This is a genomic window from Paraburkholderia atlantica (assembly GCF_000092885.1).
GTDB classification, from domain to species: Bacteria; Pseudomonadota; Gammaproteobacteria; order Burkholderiales; family Burkholderiaceae; genus Paraburkholderia; species Paraburkholderia atlantica.
In genome coordinates, this window is record NC_014117.1 from 355,586 (window position 1) to 378,242 (window position 22,657).

The 22,657-nt window shown below is 64.2% G+C and carries 19 protein-coding genes; 8 read left to right on the forward strand and 11 right to left on the reverse strand.

All coding sequences use genetic code 11. From position 1 onward, the window contains the following. The 3 genes from BC1002_RS01670 to uvrA all read right to left on the reverse strand — a co-directional run bounded on the left by BC1002_RS01670 (window position 1) and on the right by uvrA (window position 5,501). Window positions 1-1,227 carry a PepSY-associated TM helix domain-containing protein gene (locus tag BC1002_RS01670; RefSeq protein WP_013088338.1) on the reverse strand — a complete coding sequence of 409 codons (1,227 nt, stop codon included), beginning with the start codon at window positions 1,225-1,227 and terminating at the stop codon, window positions 1-3. A gap of 280 nt (window positions 1,228-1,507) precedes the next feature. Continuing rightward, on the reverse strand, window positions 1,508-2,593 hold the full coding sequence (locus tag BC1002_RS01675) for an AI-2E family transporter (protein WP_013088339.1): 1,086 nt from the start codon (window positions 2,591-2,593) through the stop codon (window positions 1,508-1,510). Between the two features lie 34 nt (window positions 2,594-2,627). Beyond that, entirely contained in the window at window positions 2,628-5,501 is a 2,874-nt protein-coding gene (uvrA, locus tag BC1002_RS01680; RefSeq protein ID WP_013088340.1) for an excinuclease ABC subunit UvrA, read from the reverse strand. Between the two features lie 309 nt (window positions 5,502-5,810). Here uvrA and BC1002_RS01685 point away from each other — a divergent pair, with 309 nt between their 5' ends. Both BC1002_RS01685 and BC1002_RS01690 read left to right on the forward strand, forming a co-directional pair. After that, the gene (locus tag BC1002_RS01685) at window positions 5,811-6,998 is read left to right on the forward strand and encodes an MFS transporter (protein WP_013088341.1); all 1,188 of its coding nucleotides are present in this window, start codon (window positions 5,811-5,813) and stop codon (window positions 6,996-6,998) included. A 146-nt stretch (window positions 6,999-7,144) separates the two neighbouring features. After that, complete coding sequence (locus tag BC1002_RS01690; RefSeq protein ID WP_013088342.1) at window positions 7,145-7,678, forward strand: single-stranded DNA-binding protein; 534 nt, start codon at window positions 7,145-7,147, stop codon at window positions 7,676-7,678. Window positions 7,679-7,820: 142 nt separating this feature from the next. Here BC1002_RS01690 and BC1002_RS01695 read toward each other — a convergent pair whose 3' ends face one another. Then, window positions 7,821-8,621: a bestrophin-like domain gene (locus BC1002_RS01695; RefSeq protein ID WP_013088343.1), complete on the reverse strand. Its 801-nt coding sequence runs from the start codon at window positions 8,619-8,621 to the stop codon at window positions 7,821-7,823. A gap of 261 nt (window positions 8,622-8,882) precedes the next feature. Between BC1002_RS01695 and BC1002_RS01700 the strand changes: the two genes are divergently transcribed. After that, on the forward strand, window positions 8,883-10,529 hold the full coding sequence (locus tag BC1002_RS01700; RefSeq protein ID WP_013088344.1) for a methyl-accepting chemotaxis protein: 1,647 nt from the start codon (window positions 8,883-8,885) through the stop codon (window positions 10,527-10,529). 358 nt (window positions 10,530-10,887) lie between these two features. On the opposite strand, the gene BC1002_RS01710 is transcribed toward BC1002_RS01700, so the two are convergent. The 7 genes from BC1002_RS01710 to BC1002_RS01735 form a co-directional block, all read right to left on the reverse strand. Then, the gene (locus BC1002_RS01710) at window positions 10,888-11,694 is read right to left on the reverse strand and encodes a c-type cytochrome (protein ID WP_013088345.1); all 807 of its coding nucleotides are present in this window, start codon (window positions 11,692-11,694) and stop codon (window positions 10,888-10,890) included. Beyond that, on the reverse strand, window positions 11,691-13,316 hold the full coding sequence (locus BC1002_RS01715) for a b(o/a)3-type cytochrome-c oxidase subunit 1 (protein ID WP_013088346.1): 1,626 nt from the start codon (window positions 13,314-13,316) through the stop codon (window positions 11,691-11,693). The genes BC1002_RS01710 and BC1002_RS01715 overlap by 4 nt, the downstream gene beginning before the upstream one ends. After that, window positions 13,303-13,875, reverse strand: a complete 573-nt coding sequence (locus BC1002_RS01720; protein WP_013088347.1) for a cupredoxin domain-containing protein — start codon at window positions 13,873-13,875, stop codon at window positions 13,303-13,305. The genes BC1002_RS01715 and BC1002_RS01720 overlap by 14 nt, the downstream gene beginning before the upstream one ends. A 2-nt stretch (window positions 13,876-13,877) precedes the next feature. Then, complete coding sequence (locus tag BC1002_RS38355; RefSeq protein WP_013088348.1) at window positions 13,878-14,054, reverse strand: hypothetical protein; 177 nt, start codon at window positions 14,052-14,054, stop codon at window positions 13,878-13,880. Window positions 14,055-14,106: 52 nt separating this feature from the next. Further along, window positions 14,107-15,447 carry a c-type cytochrome gene (locus tag BC1002_RS01725; RefSeq protein WP_013088349.1) on the reverse strand — a complete coding sequence of 447 codons (1,341 nt, stop codon included), beginning with the start codon at window positions 15,445-15,447 and terminating at the stop codon, window positions 14,107-14,109. Then, window positions 15,444-16,169: a c-type cytochrome gene (locus tag BC1002_RS01730; RefSeq protein WP_013088350.1), complete on the reverse strand. Its 726-nt coding sequence runs from the start codon at window positions 16,167-16,169 to the stop codon at window positions 15,444-15,446. Before BC1002_RS01730 ends, BC1002_RS01725 begins: the two co-directional genes overlap by 4 nt. Window positions 16,170-16,728: 559 nt before the next feature. Further along, entirely contained in the window at window positions 16,729-17,622 is an 894-nt protein-coding gene (locus tag BC1002_RS01735) for a LysR family transcriptional regulator (protein WP_013088351.1), read from the reverse strand. A gap of 93 nt (window positions 17,623-17,715) precedes the next feature. Here BC1002_RS01735 and BC1002_RS01740 point away from each other — a divergent pair, with 93 nt between their 5' ends. The 5 genes from BC1002_RS01740 (at window position 17,716) to aqpZ (ending at window position 22,574) form a co-directional block, all read left to right on the forward strand. Further along, window positions 17,716-19,065 carry an MFS transporter gene (locus tag BC1002_RS01740; protein ID WP_013088352.1) on the forward strand — a complete coding sequence of 450 codons (1,350 nt, stop codon included), beginning with the start codon at window positions 17,716-17,718 and terminating at the stop codon, window positions 19,063-19,065. Between the two features lie 266 nt (window positions 19,066-19,331). Further along, a complete protein-coding gene (locus BC1002_RS01745) occupies window positions 19,332-20,000 on the forward strand; it encodes a response regulator (protein ID WP_013088353.1) in 669 nt (222 codons plus the stop codon). A 136-nt stretch (window positions 20,001-20,136) separates the two neighbouring features. Then, window positions 20,137-20,826: a response regulator gene (locus BC1002_RS01750; protein WP_013088354.1), complete on the forward strand. Its 690-nt coding sequence runs from the start codon at window positions 20,137-20,139 to the stop codon at window positions 20,824-20,826. Between the two features lie 108 nt (window positions 20,827-20,934). Beyond that, window positions 20,935-21,579: a response regulator gene (locus BC1002_RS01755; RefSeq protein ID WP_013088355.1), complete on the forward strand. Its 645-nt coding sequence runs from the start codon at window positions 20,935-20,937 to the stop codon at window positions 21,577-21,579. Between the two features lie 248 nt (window positions 21,580-21,827). Further along, the gene (gene aqpZ, locus BC1002_RS01760) at window positions 21,828-22,574 is read left to right on the forward strand and encodes an aquaporin Z (RefSeq protein ID WP_013088356.1); all 747 of its coding nucleotides are present in this window, start codon (window positions 21,828-21,830) and stop codon (window positions 22,572-22,574) included. Window positions 22,575-22,657: the final 83 nt, after the last annotated feature.

Below are 22,657 nucleotides of genomic sequence, written 5' to 3' on the forward strand. Positions count from 1 at the left end.
TTACGAACGCGCTGCCGCGCCGCCCGTGCTTTTTCCGAGATTCGCGTTTTGCGCGGAACGGCGGCGCGCGCTCAGCTTCTTCAGCCAGATCAGCAGGCCCGTGACGCTCAGCACGGCCACCGCTACCCCCACCGCGCTGATCAGAATCCGCCCGCCGAGTCCGAGAATGCGCCCCGAGTGCAGCGGATACTGCACCTGCAGGAAGATGTCGCCGGCCGTGCCCTGGCCGGGAATCCGCGTGGCGAGCCGCTTGCCGGTGGCGGCGTCCCAATACATCCACGGGTTACCGAGGCCGGCGTCGCCGTGGTCGTTGCCTGGCGTGTAGAAGCCGACGCCATACGTATGCACGAACTCGGCGTAGTAGAGCCCGCCCGGCGGCGCGGCGACATGCATTTCCGTGCCGGCCCGCTCGGCGAGTTCGACGATGCGCTCGCGGCTCAGCACCTGATCGCCCGGTTGCGGCGCGCGCAGGATTTCGGGGTTGCTGAACGGATCGGGCGTCAGCGTCGACAGTCGTGACACGATCGGCTGCACCACCTGTGACGACAGATTCATCGAAATCGACGTCAGCGCGACGATCGCCAGCAGGCCCCAGATCCATACGCCGCCGGAGCGGTGCAGATCGAACGTCAACGCATAGCCGCCGCGTTTCAGGCGGAACGCGAACGACTTGCGCCACGCCTTCAGGCTCGGGAACGACAGGCACAGCGCAATCACGCTATCAAATAGCCACACGATGCCGACAATTCCCATCAGCCACGTGCCGATGTCGACACGACCGGTGAACGGCAACTGCAGCGTGTAGTGCAGCTTGTAGATGAACGGAATCAGGTTGAGCCGCGCGAGCGACACGGCGCCCCATTCGCGGCGCCCCTGGATCTCGCCGGTGGCGGGATCGACGGCGATCTGGTTGAAGGCGAGCGGGTAGGGCCGCTTCGTCGCCGGGTCGGTGCGCGGCAGCACCATCATCTGCAACGTGTGGCCGGGTTCGACCGCGAGCGGCAGATAGGTCACACGAAGACGCGGATCGGCGGCTTCGACGCGATTCGCCAGTTCGAGGCCGGACAGCGTCGGCCCGGTCGTGCGAGCCTGGTAGAACGACGGGTTCAGCGCGGCATCGAGCTCGTGGTCCCACGCGATGATCGCACCAGTGAGTCCCGCGACGAACAGAAACAGTGCGGTTGCGACGCCGAACCAGCGGTGCAGGCGGACAAGCTGGCGTCTCATGCGCGAGCTGGCAGCGCGTGGCAGGGACTCGCGCGGAAACGCGGACGGGGGATCAGGTGAAACATCACGATGCGGCCTGGTGTAAATAGGAATTGTTCGCATCTTAGGGGGTGGCGCCATCGGCTGCAAGTTTTCTGTCAGCAATTGGCGTCATTGCCGTCTGGCGAGAAGCAAAAAAAGCGGCATCGAAGTGCCGCTTTCGCTTTCGTGCCTGCGGACCGCCGGGTTTAAGTGCCGGTGGGCGCTAGTGAGTGCTGACTTGGAGGCTCGCTAATCCCGCTCACACCAACCGCAAATAAATCAGCTCCCGCTTGATGTACGCATAAAAAATCGGCGCCGCGATGACCCCGGCGATACCGAACGCCGCTTCCATCACCAGCATCGCGATCAGCAACTCCCACGCGCGCGCCTCGATTTGGCCGCCGACGATCCGCGCGTTCAGGAAGTACTCGAGCTTGTGAATCAGGATCAGGAACACGAGCGACATGATCGCCGCCGGAAAACTCACCGACAGCGCGACGGCGACAATGATCGTGTTCGAGATCAGATTGCCGATCACCGGCAGCAGGCCCACGATGAACGTGACGAGCACCAGCGTCTTCGACAGCGGCAGCCGGTCGTGGAAGGTCGGCAGGACCACGAGCAGGAAGATCGCCGTGAATACCGCGTTGAGCGCGGAAATCTTCACCTGCGCGAACACGATGCGGCGAAACGCGTCGGCAAAACGCGTGACGCGCGTGACGAACGCGGTGGACAGCGGTAGCCGCTGGATATGCTTCTGCGCGCCGACCGCGATGATCGCGCCGATGATCATGCCGAGCAGCACGTGCGTGAACGCGCGTGCCACGGTCGTGCCGCTTTGCTGCAGCATGTTCGCGTGCGTGTGCATCAGTTCCGTCGCCTTCGTCTTCATCTGCTCGGTGTCGACCGGCAGATAGTTCGCGACGAATTGCGGAATCCTGCCGCGCGCCTGGTCGATCAGTTGCATGGCCTGATCGAGCAGTGCCTGCACGCTGGGCACGTCGTTCTCGAAATGCGAGATGATGCCGAGCGTGAGCCCCGTCAGCGCGCCGACGATCACCGTCGACAGGAGCACCACCGCGAGCCAGCGCGCCCGCCTGCTCGACATGTGACGCTCGATGCGCGGCGCGATCATTTGCACGAGCTGAAACACCAGCAGTCCGGCGAGCAGCGCGCCGAGCAGCTTCAGTTCGATGACCGCCCACATGCCGAACAGCATCACGACGTAGCTGCCGATCTCGACCGCCGACAGCTTCGGCAGACTCATGTCGCTGGTCAGCCTGACCGGGCGCGGGCGCAGGTCCTGCACCCGATCTTCTTCGCGCGCCTGATTACGCTTGGTCATGGCTTATTCCGTCTCCAACCTCGATAGTGCAGCGTTATTTTGCACTGGCGGCGCGCTTGAGCAGCGGCGCCAGATATTTTCCGGTAAAACTGGCCTTCGACTTCGCGATCTGCTCGGGCGTGCCCTGGGCGATGATCTGCCCGCCGCCGGCGCCGCCTTCGGGGCCAAGATCGATGACCCAGTCCGCGGTTTTGATTACATCGAGATTATGTTCGATGATCACGACGGTATTACCCTGGTCACGTAACCGGTGTATGACCTCCAGCAACAGCGCGATATCGTGAAAGTGCAGGCCGGTGGTCGGTTCGTCAAGAATGTATAGCGTGCGACCGGTATCGCGCTTGCTCAGTTCCAGCGATAGTTTCACACGCTGCGCCTCGCCGCCCGATAGCGTGGTCGCCGACTGACCCAGGCGGATATAGCCTAGACCCACGTCCAGCAAGGTTTTCAGCTTGCGCGCGACGACCGGCACGGCCTTGAAGAACTCATACGCGTGCTCGACCGTCATGTCGAGCACTTCGCTGATGTTGCTGCCTTTGTACTGGATGTCGAGTGTTTCGCGGTTGTAGCGCTTGCCGTGGCACACGTCGCACGGCACGTACACATCGGGCAGGAAGTGCATTTCGACCTTCAGCACACCGTCGCCCTGGCACGATTCGCAACGCCCGCCCTTCACGTTGAACGAGAAGCGGCCAGGATCGTAGCCGCGCTCCTTGGCGGCCGGCACGCCCGCGAACAGCTCGCGGATCGGCGTGAAAAGGCCCGTGTAGGTTGCCGGATTCGAGCGCGGCGTGCGGCCGATCGGCGACTGGTCGACGTTGATCACCTTGTCGAAGTGCTCGAGGCCCTCGATCGACTCGTACGGCGCCGGCTCCGTGGCCGAACCGTACAGATGATGCGCGACCGCGTGATACAGCGTGTCGTTGATCAGCGTCGACTTGCCCGAGCCGGACACGCCGGTCACGCAGGTCAAAAGACCCACGGGCAGATCGAGCGTCACGTTATGCAGATTGTTGCCGTGCGCCTCGACGATGCGCAGGTGCCGCTCGTCGGGTTCCTTGCGCTCGTCCGGGTATTCGATCGTGCGCGCGCCTGACATGTACTGGCCCGTCAGGGACGCCGCGTTCTTCTGTATCTCTTTGGGCGTGCCCTCGGCGATCACCATGCCGCCGTGCTCGCCGGCGCCCGGGCCCATGTCGACTACGTAGTCGGCCATGCGGATCATGTCCTCGTCGTGCTCGACGACGATCACCGAATTGCCGAGATCGCGCAGATGCTTGAGCGTCGAGATCAGCCGGTCGTTGTCGCGCTGATGCAGGCCGATCGACGGTTCATCGAGCACGTACATCACGCCGGTCAGCCCCGAGCCGATCTGCGAGGCGAGGCGAATGCGCTGCGCTTCGCCGCCCGACAGCGTTTCCGCGCTGCGTTCCAGCGACAGGTAATCGAGCCCGACGTTGTTCAGGAACATCAGTCGCGCGACGATCTCCTTGACGACCTTGTCGGCGATCTCGCGCTTCGAGCCTTCGAGGCGCAGCGTCTGAAAGTAGCCGAGCGCATCGCGCAACGGCCAGCCGCTGATCTCGAAGATGCCGCGCGCGTCGCTGTCGGCGCCGATGCGCACGAAGCGCGCCTCGCGACGCAGTCGCGTGCCCGCGCACGCCGGGCAAGGCTGGTTGTTCTGATACTTGGCGAGCTCTTCGCGCACTGCGGACGAATCGGTTTCGCGGTAGCGCCGCTCCAGATTCGGGATGATCCCTTCGAACACGTGCTCGCGCACCGACGTGCGGCCGCGCTCGTTGATGTACGAGAACGGAATCTCCTGCTTGCCCGAACCGTACAGCAGGATCTTGCGGACCTTCTCCGGCAAATCTTCGAACGCGGTGTCGATGTCGAAGTCGTAGAACGCCGCGAGGCTCTGCAGCATCTGGAAGTAGAACTGGTTGCGCCGGTCCCAGCCCTTCACCGCGCCCGCCGCGAGCGACAGCGACGGATGCGCGACCACCCGCTTCGGATCGAAGAACGTGATCTGGCCGAGGCCGTCGCACTCGGGGCACGCGCCCATCGGATTGTTGAACGAGAACAGCCGCGGCTCGAGCTCCTGCAGCGAATACGAACAGATCGGGCAGGCGAACTTCGAGCTGAACAGATGCTCCTTGTCCGTATCCATTTCGAGCGCGATCGCGCGGCCGTCGGCGAGACGCAGCGCCGTTTCGAACGATTCGGCGAGACGCTGCTTCATGTCGGGACGCACGCGCAGACGGTCGATCACGACGTCGATCGTGTGCTTGTCGTTCTTCTTCAGCTTCGGCAGCGAGTCGACTTCGTAGATTTTCGCGGTGCCTTCGTTGGCGGTGCCGCCGCCCGAGCGCACGCGAAAGCGCACGAAGCCTTGCGCCTGCATGTCCTCGAACAGATCCGTGTGCTCGCCCTTGCGATCGCTGACGACGGGCGCGAGGATCATCACGCGCGTTTCTTCAGGCAGTGCGAGCGCCGCGTCGACCATCTGCGACACGCTTTGCGCTTCGAGCGGAATCTCGTGATCGGGGCAGTAGGGCGTGCCGACGCGCGCGAACAGCAGACGCAGATAGTCGTGGATTTCGGTGACGGTGCCGACCGTCGACCGCGGATTGTGCGAGGTCGCCTTCTGTTCGATCGAGATGGCCGGCGACAACCCTTCGATCAGGTCGACGTCCGGCTTTTCCATCAGTTGCAGGAACTGCCGCGCGTAGGCCGACAGACTTTCGACGTAGCGCCGCTGTCCTTCCGCATACAGCGTATCGAACGCCAGCGACGATTTGCCGGAGCCCGAAAGCCCCGTGATAACGACGAGCTTGTGACGCGGTAGGTCGAGATTGACGTTCTTCAGGTTGTGGGTGCGAGCCCCACGAATACGGATTTGTTCCACGGATCTATTCCATGAACTGCGGAAAGGGAAAGAGGCCAAACCTGCTACTATAACGACTTTTCCAGACCGCCGTTACGGCGTGCTTACAGCGGGAAAGAGGCGTAGCTGGGGCCGTTTTCCGTGAGTACAAGATGCCGCGAGGGGCGAGCGTCGGCGGGGGGCGGTAGGGCACGGGCTTTGCGCGTCTCGTCGGCGCGGACCTGCCGATATGCCGGGGCTGGCCGCCCACCTGTACGTCCTGCTCCACTGCGCCGACGCTAAAGGCTGTCCCCACGGGCTCACCGCCCGGTTCATTCAAACAACGCTTCGATGTCCAATCCGTCCGCCATCTCCACACGCATGAGCGCGCCCGAATTGCGCGCGACCGTGTCGCTTGCCGCCATCTTCGCGCTGCGCATGCTGGGTCTCTTCATGATCATGCCGGTGTTCTCGATCTACGCGAAGACCATCCCGGGCGGCGAGAACGTGCTGCTCGTCGGCATCGCGCTTGGCGCGTACGGCGTCACGCAGTCGATGCTCTACATCTTCTACGGCTGGATCTCCGACAAGGTCGGCCGCAAGCCGGTGATTGCGACGGGCCTGCTGATCTTCGCGATCGGCAGCTTCGTCGCGGCGGCCGCGCACGACATGACGTGGATCATCGTCGGACGGGTGATTCAGGGGATGGGCGCGGTGTCGTCGGCGGTGATCGCGTTCATCGCCGATTTGACCGCGGAGGAGCACCGCACGAAGGCGATGGCGATGGTCGGCGGCAGCATCGGCGTGTCGTTCGCGGTCGCGATCGTCGGTGCGCCGATCGTGTTCCACTGGCTCGGCATGAGCGGGCTCTTCACGCTGGTCGGCGTGTTCGCGATCCTCGCGGTCGGTGTCGTGCTGTGGGTCGTACCCGATGCGCCGAAGCCGGTGCACGTGCGCGCACCGTTCGCCGAAGTGCTGCACAACGTCGAGCTGCTGCGCTTGAATTTCGGCGTGCTGGTGCTGCACGCGACGCAAACCGCGCTGTTCCTCGTCGTGCCGCGTATTCTCGAAGCGGGCGGCCTGCCGGTCGCGTCGCACTGGAAGGTGTATCTGCCGGTAATGGGGCTGTCGTTCGTGATGATGGTGCCGGCGATCATTGCCGCCGAGAAGCGCGGCAAGATGAAGATCGTGCTGCTGTCGGCGATCGCTCTTATCCTGATCGGCCAGTTGTTATTGGGCGTTGCTCCGCATACGATTCTGAGTGTGGCGGCGATCCTGTTCGTGTACTTTCTCGGCTTCAATATTCTCGAGGCCTCGCAGCCTTCGCTGGTGTCGAAGCTCGCGCCCGGTACCCGCAAGGGAGCAGCGGCCGGCGTATACAACACCACGCAGTCGATCGGTCTCGCGCTGGGCGGGATGGTCGGCGGCTGGCTGCTGAAGGTGAACGGCCAGAGCGCGGTTTTCTTCGCCTGCTCCGGGCTGGTATTTTGCTGGCTTATAATCGCCGCAAAGATGAAACAGCCGCCGCGCAAGGCATAACACAGCGTACTCGGGGCACTTCCCGAATCATCCAGAACTCACCCGGCGGCGGGCAGAGGCGCTCTTCTGGTCTCGGGCCTGCCGGCCATGGGACGCGAACCGCGTAGTGCCGCGCCGCCTGCAACAGGAATCAACAGGAGAAATTCATGGCATCCGTGAACAAGGTCATTCTGGTCGGCAACCTCGGCGCCGATCCGGAAGTCCGCTATCTTCCGAGCGGTGACGCAGTGGCGAACATCCGCCTTGCGACGACGGACCGCTACAAGGACAAGGCGTCGGGCGAGATGAAGGAAGCCACCGAGTGGCACCGCGTCGCGTTTTTCGGCCGCCTCGCGGAAATCGTGGCGGAATATCTGAAGAAGGGCTCGTCGGTGTACCTGGAAGGGCGCATCCGCACGCGCAAGTGGCAAGCGCAGGACGGCACCGATCGTTACTCGACCGAAATCGTCGCGGAACAAATGCAGATGCTCGGCGGCCGTGGCGGCGCGTCGATGGGTGGCGGCGATGAAGGCGGTTACAGCCGTGGCGAACCGTCGGAGCGTAGCGGCGGCGGTGGTGGTCGCGGCATGTCGTCGGGCGGCGGCTCGCGTGGCGGCAGCGGCGGCGGTGGCGGCGCGAGCCGTCCGAGCGCGCCGGCTGGCGGCGGCTTCGACGAGATGGACGACGATATCCCGTTCTGACCGTTCCGGCTCCATGCCAACCCGGCCAGCGTCCCGCTGATCGACACAACGAGAAAGGCCCGCTTTCTGCCAGCAGAGCGGGCCTTTCTGTTTGCCGGCATCTTTTCCGCCGCACGCGCGCACAGAGCCTTCCCTCCAAAGCTCACCGGCTCAAATGCTCCAACGTATCCCGCAACGGCAGACTCGAAATCACGATCGGCCCAGTGAACGGCGAGTCCAGATCGACGATCACATAAACCGCCGAAGCAATCGACACCGCCCCCAGCGTTATCGTCACCAGTGCCAACGCATTACGCGGCGCGATCAACCCGAAGCTCAGAAAGATCACGCCTAGCCAGAACGTCAGCGTCTTGAAGAACGGCTGCGAAATCGAGCTGTGCGCTTCCTCGATGATTTTCCAACGCGCGTCGATGACGCGCCGGTACTGTATCAGCGCGTCATCGAGCGCCCGTTGCTGCAACGCGTCCTGCGTGCGCAGTTGTCGCAATTGCCGCCCCACCGTGGACAGCATGTCGCCCAGACGCACGTTTTCGAGTTGCTGCGAATTGTCGGGCGGGCCGAGATCGCGTGGATAGTCTCCGCTCGGCGCGGGCTCGCGCGGCCACGTCGACGCGATCGCCGCCGCCGTGTACTGGCGCAACAGGCGCCGCGACTCGTCGGCTGCGCTGCCGAGCTCGCGCAGCGTCGTGTCGAACTCGATCAGCTCGGCCGCATAGGTGCGCATATCGTTCGATGCGGTGTCGAAGCTCGATTTCGCCGATGCCGTCATCAAACCCAGCACCAGCGCGGCGAACGTCACCAGCATGCCGATCACGAGTTGCACGAGCTGTACGGTCTCATGCGCCTTGTGCTCCTCAGGCAGCAGCGGCCGCACCCCGACGCCGAGACCGGTGGCGATCAGCAGCAGCGCGAATACGAGTACGGCCGAACCGATTTCCGACATGGGCGCGCTCCGGGCTGGAAGGGGCTTCGACAGACGAGCTGCAGCAAACGGGCTTCGAAACTCTATTGATGTAACGCAAGCCGGGCGAGCGATCAACCATAAAGTTTTCGACCGATACGCCGTTGTCCTCAATGTGCTGTTTGCTTAATTTTCAGACAAGTTGCGGACCGGGCCGAACGGCGTGGGCGCAGCCTGCGTGGCCATGCAGCTATCGTTAGCGATACGGAACCATCGGCCGGGCAGCCCAAGGAGAGCAGTCCGATGTTGAAAAAGCTGTCGATTCGCACCAGCCTCACCCTGATGATCGTGTTCTTCGGCATCACGCTGCTGCTCGGCGCGGCCGCGGGATTGTTGTCGCTGCGCTCGTCGAACGCGTCGCTGCAACAGATGTACACGGTCGACACGCCCGCCGTCGCGGACCTCGAAGGCAGCTCCGGCCAGTTGCTGCGCCTGCGTCTGGCGCTCGCGACCTATGCGTCGCTCGTGGCGCTGAACGATCAGGACGGCGCGAGCGCCGTGCTCAAGCGCTTCGACCAGTACCGCAAAGCTTCTGACGAGCGGCTTGCCCACTATTTGAGCCATGCGGGCACGGATGCCGATGAGCAGCATCTGATCACCGACATGCAGCAAAAGCGCGATGCGTTTCTGCGCGATGGCGTCGATCCGACGCTCGCCGCGCTGAAGTCGAGCGACACCAACGCCTTCCAGCAATTGCAGGCGCATAAGCTGCCGTCGCTGTACAGCGCGTACGAGAAGGCGATGCTCGCGCTCGAGCAGTTGCAGCTCGACCATGGCGCGCAGCGCTATAAGGATGCGCAGGACCTGTTCTATGCGATCAGCACCGCGGTGGCGATCGGTATTGGGCTGTCGCTGGTCGGCGGCTTGCTCGCCCGCTTCGTGCTCGTACGCGCGATCGTCACGCCGGTCGATGCGACGATCGCTCAGTTCCAGCGTATCGCCAACGGCGACCTCAGCGGCCACGTCGAAGTGCTCGGCGGCAACGAAATGGGGCGTCTCGCGGCTGCGCTGCGCAAGATGCAGGAGTCGCTGATCGCGACCGTCAACGCGGTTCGTCAAGGCACCGAATCGATTGATACCGGCGTCAGCGAGATCGCGGCGGGCAACGCCGATCTATCGCAACGCACCGAGGAGCAGGCCGCGGCGCTCGAGGAAACGGCCGCGAGCATCGAAGAGCTGACCTCGACGGTCAAGCAGACGGCCGACAACGCGAAGCAGGCGAGCACGCTCGCACAGGGCGCCTCGACGCTGGCCGCGCAGGGCGGCGAGCTGACCGAGCAAGTGGTCGGCACGATGCACGGCATCGTCGACGATTCGCGGCGGATTGCCGATATCGTCGGTGTGATCGAGGGGATCGCGTTCCAGACCAACATCCTCGCGCTGAACGCCGCAGTCGAGGCGGCGCGCGCCGGGGAGCAGGGACGCGGCTTCGCGGTCGTCGCGAGCGAAGTGCGCTCGCTCGCACAGCGCAGCGCGGCGGCGGCCAAGGAGATCAAGGGCTTGATCGATGCGTCGACCGCGCGCGTGGAGCAGGGCTCGCAGCTCGTCGAACGCTCGGGCACGACGATGAACGACATCGTAGGCGCGATTGCGCGCGTCAGTTCGATCATGAACGAGATTGCGGCGGCAGCGCTCGAACAGAGCACCGGCATCGATCAGGTCAATCGCGCGGTCGGTCAGATGGACGAGGTCACGCAACAGAATGCGGCGCTCGTCGAGCAGGCGGCCGCAGCGGCGAGTTCGCTGGAAGATCAGGCTCGGCGCCTGTCGGCGGCGGTGGCGGTGTTCCGGACTGGCAGCGAGTCGCGCGGCGGTGTTTCGGCGCCAGGCGCGAAGCTGGCCGGGGTTGCTCGCGCGCGGAGCCTGGAGAGCGAGTTCGTCGCGGCGTGATGCGAGCCGTTGCGCGGGATCACCGCGCAACTTATCACAGTCTCTCTACTGGATGGCTACGTAACACCTCACCACGGCGTCGACTTACCAGGACGCCATCAGCCGCGCGAGGTTGCGCATCTGCTAGTCGATGTTGTTGCGCCGCGCCCGCAGCGAACGCCTGCAACTGCGCGGCCAGATAAGCCGTTGATTGTCGCCCAGCCACGGCGCCCGGATCTTGCGATCGGGTTGGCCGTGACGCGCGGCGCAAGGTCCGATATTGCGTCGCGGGTGGCCCAGCATCACGAGCCCGGTCGCAATAGCGAATAGGTCACGGCGTGACGCGAGCCGTTGCGCTGCGTCACCGCGCACCTTCCCACTACTGCATGGCCGCGTAATACCTCGACACGGCGTCCATTTCCTCGGGCGTCATCTGCCGCGCGACATGGCGCATCTGCTCGTTGATGTCGTTGTGCCGAGCGCCCGAAGCGAACGCCTGCAGCTGCGCGGTCAGATAGGCCGCCGACAGTCCGCCGAGCCACGGTGCCGCGCCTTTGCGGTCTAGCTGTCCATGACACGCCGCGCACGGCGCGATATTGCGTTGCGGATCGCCCTGCATCACTAGCCTGACTGCAATCGGATCGGGTGCTTCGCCGGCCCGGGTTTTCTCGGCCGCAGGAGCGCGCGGGAGCGACGCGTAGTAGGCCGCAAGATCGTTCAGATCCTGATCGCTGCGTCCCGCGATGATCGCCTGCATGACCGCGCTTGGCCGCTGGCCGCTCTGAAAATCGCGCATTTCCTTGTAGATCACGTCGGCGTACTGTCCGGCTAGCGGAGGCGCGGTAACCTGCACGGTAGCGAGCACGCCGTGGCACATCGAGCAGTGCTGATTCGCAAGCGTCGCGCCGCGGCCGATCGAATCCGCCAACGGGTGATTCGCGCCTGAAGGCGGTAAGACGACGACGTCACTCGGCACCTGGCTCTTCTCATTGCCGCTGTACCAACTCGACGGCACGCCGGCGGCGCCGCAAATCCTCGCCCACAGACTGAGGTCTCCGAACGCGCTACTCGCGGACGGCAGCCATACGAAGCCGATCAGAATCCCGACGATCGCAACCCCGAGCGTGCCGCCGACGCTCCACACGAACCAGGGGTTGCGCAGGGTGAACAGGCGTTCTTCGTTCATCGCGACGCTCCGACGACGACTGCCGGCACCGAAGTCTGCGGCAGTCCGAGCAACTGGAAGATCGGGAAGCTGTAATTGACGACCGTGAGCCCGATCATCAGCGCGACCCACAGGCCGAAGCCGTTGAGCGCGACCGGCACGCGCTCGACCGGGTGCGCCGCGACCGCGAAGCGGAACGCCGGCGGTTCTTCCACGGGGCCGAACTGCGACTTCGCGAGGATATAGACGAACAGCAGGCCGGACACCAGCAGGATCAGGCCGCCCACCGCCGACATGATGACCCACACGCCTTGTCCCTGCACGCCGGCCATCGCGTAGTCGTAATAGGCCATGCGGCGCGGCGCGCCGAGCAGGCCGACCCAATGCCACGGTATCGTGACCACCATCATGCCGATGAACCACAGCCACAATTGCGTGCGCATCAGTTTCGCGGACCCGATCGCGCGGCCGGTCAGTTGCGGCCACAGTTCGTATGCGATCACGAAGTACATGATGACGATCGCGCCGCCGAAAATCAGGTGGAAGTGGCCGGTCACCCACTGCGTGTTATGTACGGTCGAGTTCAGCTGATAGCTCATGTTGATGAGGCCGCCCGCGCCGCCGAAGCCGAGCATCACGAACGAGAACGCGACCGCCAGCATGATCGGGTTGCTCCACGGCAACGCGGTCAGCCAGCCGAGCGCGCCCTTGCCGCCGCGCAGCCGGCCGGCGATTTCCACCGACGCGCAGATCGTGAACACGGTCAGCAGCGTCGGCACCGACACCATGCCGGTGAATACCGCATGCAGGAACTTGAAGCCAGCGCCGACCTGCGGGTCGACGAACAGGTGATGGATACCGATCGGCATCGCGAACACGAGGAACAGGATGAACGACACGCGCGCCATCGAGTCGCTGTAGAGCCGTCCGCCGATCGAGCGCGGCACCAGCGTGTAGAACGCGATGTAAGCCGGAAACAGCCAGAAGTAGACGATCGCGTGCAGCGTCCACGAAAACAGCACGCGCGCGAGGCCGGCGTCGATCGTATGGGCGAAACCGAGTGCGACGGGCAGGATCTGGAACAGAATCTCGAGCGCCGCGCCGACCGCGGTCCAGGCCCACAGGTACGCTCCCGCGACGTTCGCGAACATCGCGAGCGGCACGGGCTTGCCCGGGTTCGCACGCTTCCAGATCCGCAGGTTCACATGCATCAGCGCGACCCAGATCCACGAGCCGACCACCACGAGCACGACACCGAGGTAGTAGAACGGGCTGCCGATCATCGGCGGATAGAACGTGTAGAGCACCGACGCCTTGCCGAGCGCGACCGGCACCATCGCCATCACGGCGCCGACCCCCAGCATGATGAAGGCGGCCCACGCCCATTTGAGGCCGACGAGGCGCTGCCCAAGCGAAAGTTCGACGATTGCGTAGCCGAAGGCCATCGCGATCAGCGTCGGCATCACGTAGGCCATCACGGTGCCGTGCGCGGTCACCGAACGGTAGTACAGCTCTGGATCGCCGATCCACGGCAACAGGGGACTGCGCACCAGCATCTGCCATGCGCCGAGGCATAGCGCGATGGCGAACGTGATGAAGGCGAGCCAGAAATGCGCGAGTACGAGTCGCTTAGCGTGGAACACAGCTCAGTCTCCGTGATTGTCGTGCCTGCTCGAAGAAGGCGGCTTTGTCGATCACCTTCACATGCGCCCACATCGTCTGATGGCCGAAGCCGCAGAATTCGTGGCACGGCATCGCGTGATCGGCGGGATGGTCGAACTGCGTGTTCAGCGTTGCGACGTAGCCGGGCACGACCATTGTGTTGATGTTGGTGTCGGTGACGAGCAGGCCGTGCACGACGTCGGCGCTGGTGGTGCGGATCGTGATCGGCGTATCGGCGGGCACCAGCAGACATTGCGGCGTGAACGAGTACTGCTGCGCGACGAAGCGCACGATCACCGAGCCGTCCGGCTGCACCGCGCTGCCGAGATTGTCCTCGGCGAATTCGCCGGATAGCTGCAGGCGCGACGGATCGACCGTCTCGACGCGCGACGGCGGCATCATCGACCAATGCACGCCCACGAACACGACAACGGCGAGCATCAGCACGATCAGCGCGACCGCGAAGATGGCCCAGCGCCGCTCGGCGCGCAACGCGACCGCGTGGCCGCTACCCGGTTGATGAGAAGAGTCGGTCGACATGGTCAGTGGATGATGCCGCGCGGCAGAAACGCGAAAAAGTAGAAGGCGAACCAGATCAGCATCACGATGACGGTGGCGACGCCGGCCAGCGCGATCGCGCCGCGCGGACCGGCCGCGACGACGTGTTCGACTTCGTCGTCGGTCGGCGGGGCGGCGCTGGGCGGGTCGTTCGCTTTCATGTCGATGGTTCTCCTATGCTGCGCTTTCGTATAGCGCTGTCCGGACGGCAACTCAATGCAGCGGCGCCTTGCGCAGCTCGTTGACCTCGCGGGCCGACACCGGCAGCCCGTGATTGCCCCACGCGGTGCGGATGAACGTGACGACGGCGGCCGCTTCGGCGTCGTTCAGCTCCTGGCCAAACGGCGGCATGCCGAACGGCTGCGGATTGCGTTTCGTGCCCGGCGGGAAGCCGCCGTTCAGCACGATGCGGATCGGATTGACGGCCGAGTCCATTTCGATCGACTGGTTGCCCGCGAGGGGCGGGTACTGTGGCAGCTGTCCTTCGCCATTGTCGCCGTGGCAAATCGCGCACTTGTCCGCATAGATCTGCTTGCCGAGCGCGAACACCTTCGGGTTCGGCGTCGCGCTCGGGCCGGTCTTGCGGCCGCCCTGGTCAGGCAGCGACTTCAGATAGACGGCCATCGCGCGGATGTCTTCCTCGCTCAGATGCTGCAGGCTGTGATAGGTGACCTCGGCCATCGGGCCGTAGACGGCGCCGCGGTTGGAGATGCCTGCCTGCAACAGATCGACGATGTCCTGGATGCTCCAGTCGCCGAGGCCGCCGTCCTTGTCCGAAGTCAGCGACGGCGCGTACCAGTTCTGCACCGGAATCAGCCCGCCCGCGAACTGCTCGCGCGGCGACGAACCGCCCAGCATGTTGATGCGCGTGTGGCACATCGTGCAGTGCCCGAGCCCCTCGACCAGATACGCGCCGCGATTCCATTCGACCGATTTGGTCGGGTCGGACTTGAACTCACCCTCGTGGAAATACAGCGTGCGCCAGCCGTACAGCAGATCGCGCTGATTGAACGGGAAGCGCAGCGTGTGCGGGTGATTCGGTTGACGCACGGGCTCGACGGTCTTCAGGAACGCGAAGATCGCGTCCGAGTCCTCGCGCGTGACCTTCGTGTACTGGGCGACCGGCATCGCCGGATAGATCGGCGCGCCGTCCGGCTTGCGGCCGGTGCGCATCATCTTGAAAAACGCTTCCTCGCTCCACGTGCCGATGCCGTACTGCGGGTCAGGCGTGATGTTCGGCGAGTACAGCGTGCCGAACGGCGTTTCCATTGCGAGGCCGCCGGCGAACAGCCGGCCGCGCGGCGCGGTGTGACACGCAATGCAGTCGCCCGCGCGCGCGAGGTATTCGCCGCGTCGGACGATCTCAGGGCGGGTGTCGGGACTGGTTCCAGCCGTGGTAGTCGATTCCGCGCCTTGGGGCGCGGCGGTCGCGGCATGGGCCGTCGTCGCGAGTGGTCCATCGAGCAGCAACGCGAGCGCGAGGCTGCCGATCGCAAGGACGCTAGCCATGCTTGCCGGGCGCAGCCAACCGGACGGGCGAAGTGTCGGCTTCATTGCGGTTGGCTCCCGCAAGCGAGGGGCAGCCGCTCGGCGGATGCCGGTGCGGGCCGGGGGTCGGCGGGACGCGGCTGGCGCGCGAGCCAGTTCGATACCGCGGCGATGTCGTTGTCGTTCAGCTTGAGCGCGATCGTGCGCATGCAGTCCGGCGCGAGCGCGTGGCGAGTACCCGAGCGCCACGTGCCCATCTGCCCGGCTATATAGCTCGCGTGCAAGCCGAGCAGGCCCGGAATGCCCGGCTGCGTGCCGGTCATGCGCGCGCCGTGACAGGCGATGCACGCCGGTATGCCGCGCGCCGGGTCGCCGTGCGTCACGAGTTTTTCACCGGCAGCAAGCAGCTTCGGCGACAGCGTAGCGCGGTCGGATTCGGGATAGGGCGGCTGCAGGGCTGCGAAATACTCGCTGATCTGACGCAGATAGTCGTCGGGCAGGAACGCCAGCAGATAGCCCATCGGCGGATAGGTGCGGCCGCCGTCGCGAAACGCGATCAACTGATTGAACAGGTACTCGGCCGGCTTGCCGGCGATGCGCGGGAAGTAGTCGTTTTTGCGGCCCTGGCCCTGCTCGCCGTGACACGAGGTGCAGGCGCGTATGCGCTGGTCCATCGACGGGGGCATCGCGCTGGACGCGTCGGTGACCGCTAGCGCCGCGCAGCTCCATAGCGCGTGAAGCGCGCAGAGCACGAACAGGACCGCAGAGCCGATAGTTTTGCGATACACACCGGGCCTCGTTGGAGAACGTTCTTATCGCTCGATTTATATACCCGGCGCGTGTGGGCGGATTCACTTATGAAATCCGGAAACGACGCATCTCGGGACTAGCTGCTTTTAATTGACTTGCTCTTAACCGCTATTCGGAACGGGCTTGTTCGGGACCGCGAACTGCAGAAGCGCAATGATGATGCAATTGTCCGGCAAAAACTTTGATCTGTGACAAATGATCCGCGCTGGGTGCGCTTGGGACGGCGGCTTTCTGGCCGCAATGAGCGACGCATGAGGCGCTGAAAATGCGCGATAGCCGTTCGCAGCGTGCAACAATTTATCGGACGCGTCAATCGAGAACACAAAGGAAATCAGGTGTTCCGATAATCGCGCGTCGGCACCGATGCAGGCCTCGGCGCGGCCGATTTTGTTGCGCCGCGGCTTATCGATGTCAATGCATCAGGTGAATGTGATTAGCTGATGTCGATCGATAACTTTTGCTGTGAATTTTTATTTGTGCCCGGATCTGCATCTCATTCGCGTGCTTTCACCTTTTGCGCAAACGCCGGTGGGCGCGTCATGCGAAGAGCCGCACGAGCGCATCACGTGCATTGCTGACCAGTTCGCTTTCGCCCGGGCGCCGCGGGAGCAGATGAAACTCGATGGCGGGCAGCGGTGGCAAGCCGACGTTCGCGGCGCACGCCACCACGCCGCCGCCGAGCGACGACTCGTTCAGACATGAAATCCCGAGCCCCGCCTTCAACGCGAGCTGCAGGCCCGCGACGCCCGACGCCGAATGCGACACCACGTACGCTACCTTGTGTTCGTCGAGCAGCTTGACGACGAAGCGCTGCAACTGACAGGTCGTCGGCAGCAGCACCAGTTGGTACGGCGCGGCGGGGCGGGTGGGAGCATCGGCGCAACTGGCCCATAGCAGCTTTTCGCGCCGCACGACGATGCTGGCGGTACCGGAGCCGGCACCCGCGCTGCGTGCGCGCGGCTGGCCTATGACGAGCCGTGCCGACAAACCGATGTCGAACGACGCGTGATCGTCCGCGCCGCTGTCGATCACCGCGCTCGGCAGCACCGTCACGTGCAGCTTCAGCCGCGGATGCTGTTCCGAAAACGTCTTGAGGATGCGCGCGATATCGTGTGGCCGATAGTAGTCGGTGATCGCGATGCGGAGCTCGCCGTCGAGCGAGCGGCCTTGCAGGTCGTCGAAGGCCGCTTCGCTCATCGCGATGATGCGGCGCGCGTGCTCGAGCAGACGCTCGCCCGCGGGCGTTGGGTTCACACCCTGGCGGCCGCGCACCAGGAGCGGCTGGCCGGCGCGCTCCTCGAGCTTCTTCAACTGCTCGCTGACCGACGACTGGGACAGGAACACGCGTTCGGCGCCCGCCGACACCCCGCCCGATTCGGCGACGGCGACGAAGGTCCGCAACTGTGCAAGGTCGAAACCACGCTGGCTCATGATTCGGTTTTTCCGATGTCAGTGATCTGAATTTCCGGCTTTTCCGATGGAAAACCCAGCCGTAGCATACCCCCGAATGACACGGAGGGTGTGATGGAAAACGGATCTATGACAGCGTCGCGCGGCACTGGCGAGCGCGGCGCGCGGCATCGCTGGAAGGTGCTGGGCGTGGGCTTTGCCGCGAATGCGAGCTTTTCGGCGGCATTTTCGGGAATTCCGACGACGGCAGTGTTCCTGCGCTCGGACTACCACCTCGGCAACCACGGGCTCGGCCTCGTGCTCGGCATGCTCGGGCTCGGCATTGCGGTCAGCGAGTTGCCCTGGGGGCTGTTGACCGACCGCTGGGGCGATCGTCGCGTGCTGCTGCTCGGCTTGCTGTCGACCGCGGCCGCGCTCGCCGGTCTCGCGCTGTTCGTGTCGCCGGGCGCCGCGCGGGTGCCCGGCATTGTCCCGCTCGCGCTCGGGCTGCTGCTGGTCGGACTGCTGGGCGGCAGTGTCAACGGATCGAGCGGCCGAGCGGTGATGGCGTGGTTTCGCGAAGGCGAGCGCGGTCTCGCGATGAGCATCCGCCAAACCGCCGTGCCGGCGGGCGGTGGGCTCGGCGCCTTGGTGTTGCCGGTGCTCGCCTCGCACTTCGGTTTTGCGAGCGCCTATGCGGTGCTGGCGTTGGCGTGCGCGATCACCGCATGGTTCGCGTGGCGCTGGCTGCACGAGCCCGCGCATGCGGACGATACGTCGGCAGTCAAAGGAGCGCGCGCGACTGCGGCAGCCAGCGGGCGCAGCGTGGACGTTTCGAACGTCATCGCGCCGCCGCCGATGCGTTCGCCATTGCGCGACATCGCGATCTGGCGCGTCGCGCTCGGCGCGGGCGCGCTGTGCGTGCCGCAGATTGCCGTGATCACGTTCGGCACGGTGTTCCTGCACGACTTCGGGCGTGCCGGCGTGTTCGCGATCAGCGCGACGATGGCCGCGGTGCAGACCGGCGCCGCGATCGCGCGGGTCTGGAGCGGCGCGTGGACCGACCGGCGCGGCAACCGTCGCGCGTATATGCGGGCATGCAGTCTGTTGACCGCCGTGCTGTTCGTGCTGCTCGCGCTCGCGACCGGGATCGTCGGCATGCATCGCGCCGGGGCGGTCGCGCTGTTCGCGCTGATGATCGTGCTCGGCGGCGTTAGCGCGTCGGCGTGGCACGGCGTCGCGTTTACCGAACTCGCGTCGCTCGCCGGCACGCGCCGCGCGGGCACCGCGCTCGCGATGGGCAACACTTGCGTGTTTCTCACGCTGTTCGTGACGCCGCTCGCGATTCCGCCGCTGCTGTCCATCGGAGCATGGCCGCTGGTCTGGACGGTGGCGAGCGCCTGTGCGTTGCTCGCGTTGCCGGTGTTTCCGCGCGCCGCGTCGACCCGTGCGATGCGCGCGACGCGTGCTTGTGATGCGGCGTGAGACATGGGGCAAGCAGCGCCCCCCCTGCGTTTCCGAATTGATTTTGTTTTGATTCGAACAGCGGTGCGCATATTGCTCGATAGGACTAGAAATTATCCCGATCATTAAACCGGATTAGGAACGCTCCGATTGTCGTGAATTTGCGAGGGTGATCAGATGGCTTTTCCAGCACGTCGCTTGACTGACGCGACGAAGTTCGACCCCTGCCGCCTGCATAGCCATCCCTGCAAGCATTCCGACCATTCCTATAACGAGCGAGACTAATCGTGACAAATCTTCGAATCATTCTGGCGGACGATCATCCGTTCATCCTGCTTGGCCTGAAATCGACGCTGGAGGTGCACGAAGGTCTGACTGTCGTCGGTCAGGCGCAGGCGCCCACTGCGTTGATCGCATTGCTGCAACAAACACCGTGCGACGTGCTCGTCGTCGATCTTTCCATGCCGGAACCCGCCGGCGAGATTGGCGACGGACCCGGCCTGATCCGGCGCATTCGTGGCGAGTGGCCGTCATTGCGCGTCGTCGTCGTGACCGGGCAGACGAATGCCGCGATGTTGCGCGTCGTCGCCGCCGATGCCGCAATCAGCGTGGTCGGCAAAGCCGATTCTCTCGAGGAACTGCCGCAAGCCGTCTGCGACAGTGCGCGCGGCGCGCGCTACCTGGGCCGCTCGGTGGTCGAAACGCTCGAGCGTTCGCAGCCGGACAACGGTCAGTTCGTGTCGGCGCTGCTGCTATCGAAGCGGCAGACCAACATCGTGCGCAGGCTCGTCAGCGGCGAGTCCATCGTGCAGATCGCGGCGGCGCTCGGCTGCCATCGCCGCACGGTGAGTCGGCAAAAGCGCGAAGCGATGGCGCGACTGGGCGTCAGCGACGACCCCGCGCTTTTTTCCTGTGTGCGCGCCTGCGGCGCGCTCCTCCTCGAATCGGAAAACTAAGTATCGGGCATGCCGTTGCCCGGTCCATTTCAGAGCGCTCTGATGTTTGTCGCAAAAGAAATGATCGACCATTGCGTGAGCGCCGGTCACACATGACAAGGTGTCGGGAAATGAAAGTATCGAGGAGCGCCAGAAGATGAATCTCATGGCTGCATCAGGCCCGCCTGTTCGAACGATCATTGCGGACGATCATCCGCTGGTTCTGCTGGCTATAGAAAATCTGATTGGCAATTACCCCAACCTGAAGGTGGTTGGCCGTGCGTCGGATGTCGCCGAACTATTGATTGAAGTCGATCGAAGTCCTTGCGATCTCGTTCTGATGGACCTTTACATGCCAGGAGGGCACAACGAAAACCGGTTCGACTTCGTCAGGCAGTTGAAGGCGCGCTATCCCAACGTGGCGCTCGTGATCCTGACAATGGAAACCGAAGCAGCGACGCTGCGCGAGGTGATGTCGCTCGGCGTGGATGGACTGCTGAGCAAACGTGATCGGATCGATCTGATCCATGTGGCACTGGTCATGGCGCTCGCGCGCGAGTGTTATGTCGGTCCGGCGGTGCGCGCCATGCTGGCCGACGTAACGTTGACGCAACGTCTCGACTTCGTGCGCGCCACCTTGTCTCGTCGCGAGCTCGAGGTATTTACGCAGTACGCGTCAGGACTGGGCGTCACGGAAATCGCCACGCGGCTGGGACGTAGTGTGAAGACGATCAGTGCGCAGAAGTGCATGGCCATGCGCAAGCTGTCGCTGAATAGCGACGCCGAACTGTTTCGCTTCGCAGTCGAGCATGGAGTAGTGCCAGAACGGCTTGGTCAGGTCCGCTAACCGGACGGCAACCCGCTGCGCATGGGTGCGGCGAATAGATCGGCATAACCGGGGAGACACATCTGGTGCGGTATGCCGATCGACACCATAAAAAAGTCACGGAACAGAATGACAAACAAGATTCACGTCGTCGTGGCGGACGACCACGACTCCATTCGCGCGGGCGTCCGATCGCTGCTGCGCGACAAGCCGAATATCGAAATTGTCGGCGAAGCTGCCGACACGCACGGTCTCGCGAAGCTGCTCGATGTCTGCGCATGCGACGTCGTCGTGTCGGACATCGGTATGCCGGGACTCGACGGAGACACCAGCGCCGTGCCGCTATTGCGTCGGCTACTTCGGCGCACGCCGCATCCCCACGTGGTCGTGCTGACCATGATTGGGCGCGCGCATGTGTTGGCCGGCTTGCGCAATATCGGTGTGACTGGAATCGTCGACAAGCGCGACGCCGTGGACGCATTGATCGACGCGATCGAAGCGGTCGCCGCCGGGGGCACCCATCTATCGGAACAGGTTCGTGCCGCACTCACGGCCGCGGAGCCTGCGCCGCCCCGGCGCGGCGGTGCGATGAGCGCACGCGAGTGGGAGGTGTTTCAACTCTATGTGCGAGGCCTCGCGGTGCACGAGATCGCCACGCGTCTGCGACGTAGCGACAAAACCATCAGCACGCAAAAACGCAGCGCGATGCGCAAGCTCGGACTGGAAACAGAAGCCGACCTGATCAACTACGCCACTCAGATTGGGCTGATATGAGGCGCCGCAACGGTCACAAACTATTGCTTTCGACGGTTTTGACGTAGCTCTTATCAGACTTATCTGATTGGCGAGGCTTGGGAGGCATCCAATAATCCTGGCCGCCGCCGGTCATTGCGCGCCTTGCGCCGCAACTGCCGTTGTGGCTAGTTCGTGATCCGGCTAGCAATGGATCAGGGGAATCCGGTGCAGACCTCTTCGCGCGATCGTTCGGTGTCTGTACCTCGTACTTGACGGATGGGGTAGAGATGGTTGCGCTAGGCAAGCGATTGTGGAGCGAGGGCGTGGGTACGGCATGGCTCGTGTTCGTCGGCTGCGGCAGTACGGTGTTGGACACCACACGCATACTGCAGGCTAGTGGCGCGTTGCAGATGTCGTTGGCGTTCGGGCTTGCGCTCGCTATTGGCGGCTATGCATTCGGCAAGATCTCCGGCGCTCATTTCAATCCTGCCGTTACCATCGGCCTGACGGTCGCGCAGCGCTTTCCGGTGCGCGATCTGTTGCCCTATATCGCCGCGCAAATCGGCGGAGCAATAGTCGCCGCGGCGCTTCTCGCCTACCTTGCCAGCGGCCGGCCAGGTTTCGAACTCGCCGCGAGCGAATTCGCGGCGAACGGTTTCGGCGCTCATTCGCCCGCAGACTATCCATTGCATTCGGCGCTCGTCGTGGAAGTCCTGCTGTCGTTCGTGTTTGTCGGGACCTGCCTGCTGGTCGTCGTTCGGAAAGAGTTGGCAAGGGTTGCGCCGTTCATCACCGGCGCATGTCTGATGCTCGTCTACCTGGTGTCTATTCCGATCACCAATGGAGCGGTCAATCCCGCCCGCTCGACAGCGCAGGCAGTGTTCGTCGGCAATTGGGCGCTGGACCAGTTGTGGCTGTTTTGGGCCGCGCCGTTGGCCGGCGCGATCGCGGCTGGCGTGCTGTTTTCGTTTCTGGACGGTCGAGCCGATTCGTCCGCGGTGTCGTTGGCGGACGGACATGGTGACGTTTCGTGAGCGAGGGACGGTACTCACCACTTCCGGTCGACGCCGATTCTCACGGCAAGGCGGCGCTGACGTTGGGGCTGCGGCGTTTGTTG

Bases quoted from the DNA above. Each gene is read 5' to 3' on its own strand.
- BC1002_RS01670 (WP_013088338.1), bottom strand. From the start codon at position 1,227: ATGAGACGCCAGCTTGTCCGCCTGCACCGCTGGTTCGGCGTCGCAACC.
- BC1002_RS01675 (WP_013088339.1), bottom strand. From the start codon at position 2,593: ATGACCAAGCGTAATCAGGCGCGCGAAGAAGATCGGGTGCAGGACCTG.
- BC1002_RS01685 (WP_013088341.1), top strand. From the start codon at position 5,811: ATGTCCAATCCGTCCGCCATCTCCACACGCATGAGCGCGCCCGAATTG.
- BC1002_RS01690 (WP_013088342.1), top strand. From the start codon at position 7,145: ATGGCATCCGTGAACAAGGTCATTCTGGTCGGCAACCTCGGCGCCGAT.
- BC1002_RS01695 (WP_013088343.1), bottom strand. From the start codon at position 8,621: ATGTCGGAAATCGGTTCGGCCGTACTCGTATTCGCGCTGCTGCTGATC.
- BC1002_RS01700 (WP_013088344.1), top strand. From the start codon at position 8,883: ATGTTGAAAAAGCTGTCGATTCGCACCAGCCTCACCCTGATGATCGTG.
- BC1002_RS01710 (WP_013088345.1), bottom strand. From the start codon at position 11,694: ATGAACGAAGAACGCCTGTTCACCCTGCGCAACCCCTGGTTCGTGTGG.
- BC1002_RS01720 (WP_013088347.1), bottom strand. From the start codon at position 13,875: ATGTCGACCGACTCTTCTCATCAACCGGGTAGCGGCCACGCGGTCGCG.
- BC1002_RS38355 (WP_013088348.1), bottom strand. From the start codon at position 14,054: ATGAAAGCGAACGACCCGCCCAGCGCCGCCCCGCCGACCGACGACGAA.
- BC1002_RS01725 (WP_013088349.1), bottom strand. From the start codon at position 15,447: ATGAAGCCGACACTTCGCCCGTCCGGTTGGCTGCGCCCGGCAAGCATG.
- BC1002_RS01735 (WP_013088351.1), bottom strand. From the start codon at position 17,622: ATGAGCCAGCGTGGTTTCGACCTTGCACAGTTGCGGACCTTCGTCGCC.
- BC1002_RS01740 (WP_013088352.1), top strand. From the start codon at position 17,716: ATGGAAAACGGATCTATGACAGCGTCGCGCGGCACTGGCGAGCGCGGC.
- BC1002_RS01750 (WP_013088354.1), top strand. From the start codon at position 20,137: ATGAATCTCATGGCTGCATCAGGCCCGCCTGTTCGAACGATCATTGCG.
- BC1002_RS01755 (WP_013088355.1), top strand. From the start codon at position 20,935: ATGACAAACAAGATTCACGTCGTCGTGGCGGACGACCACGACTCCATT.
- aqpZ (WP_013088356.1), top strand. From the start codon at position 21,828: ATGGTTGCGCTAGGCAAGCGATTGTGGAGCGAGGGCGTGGGTACGGCA.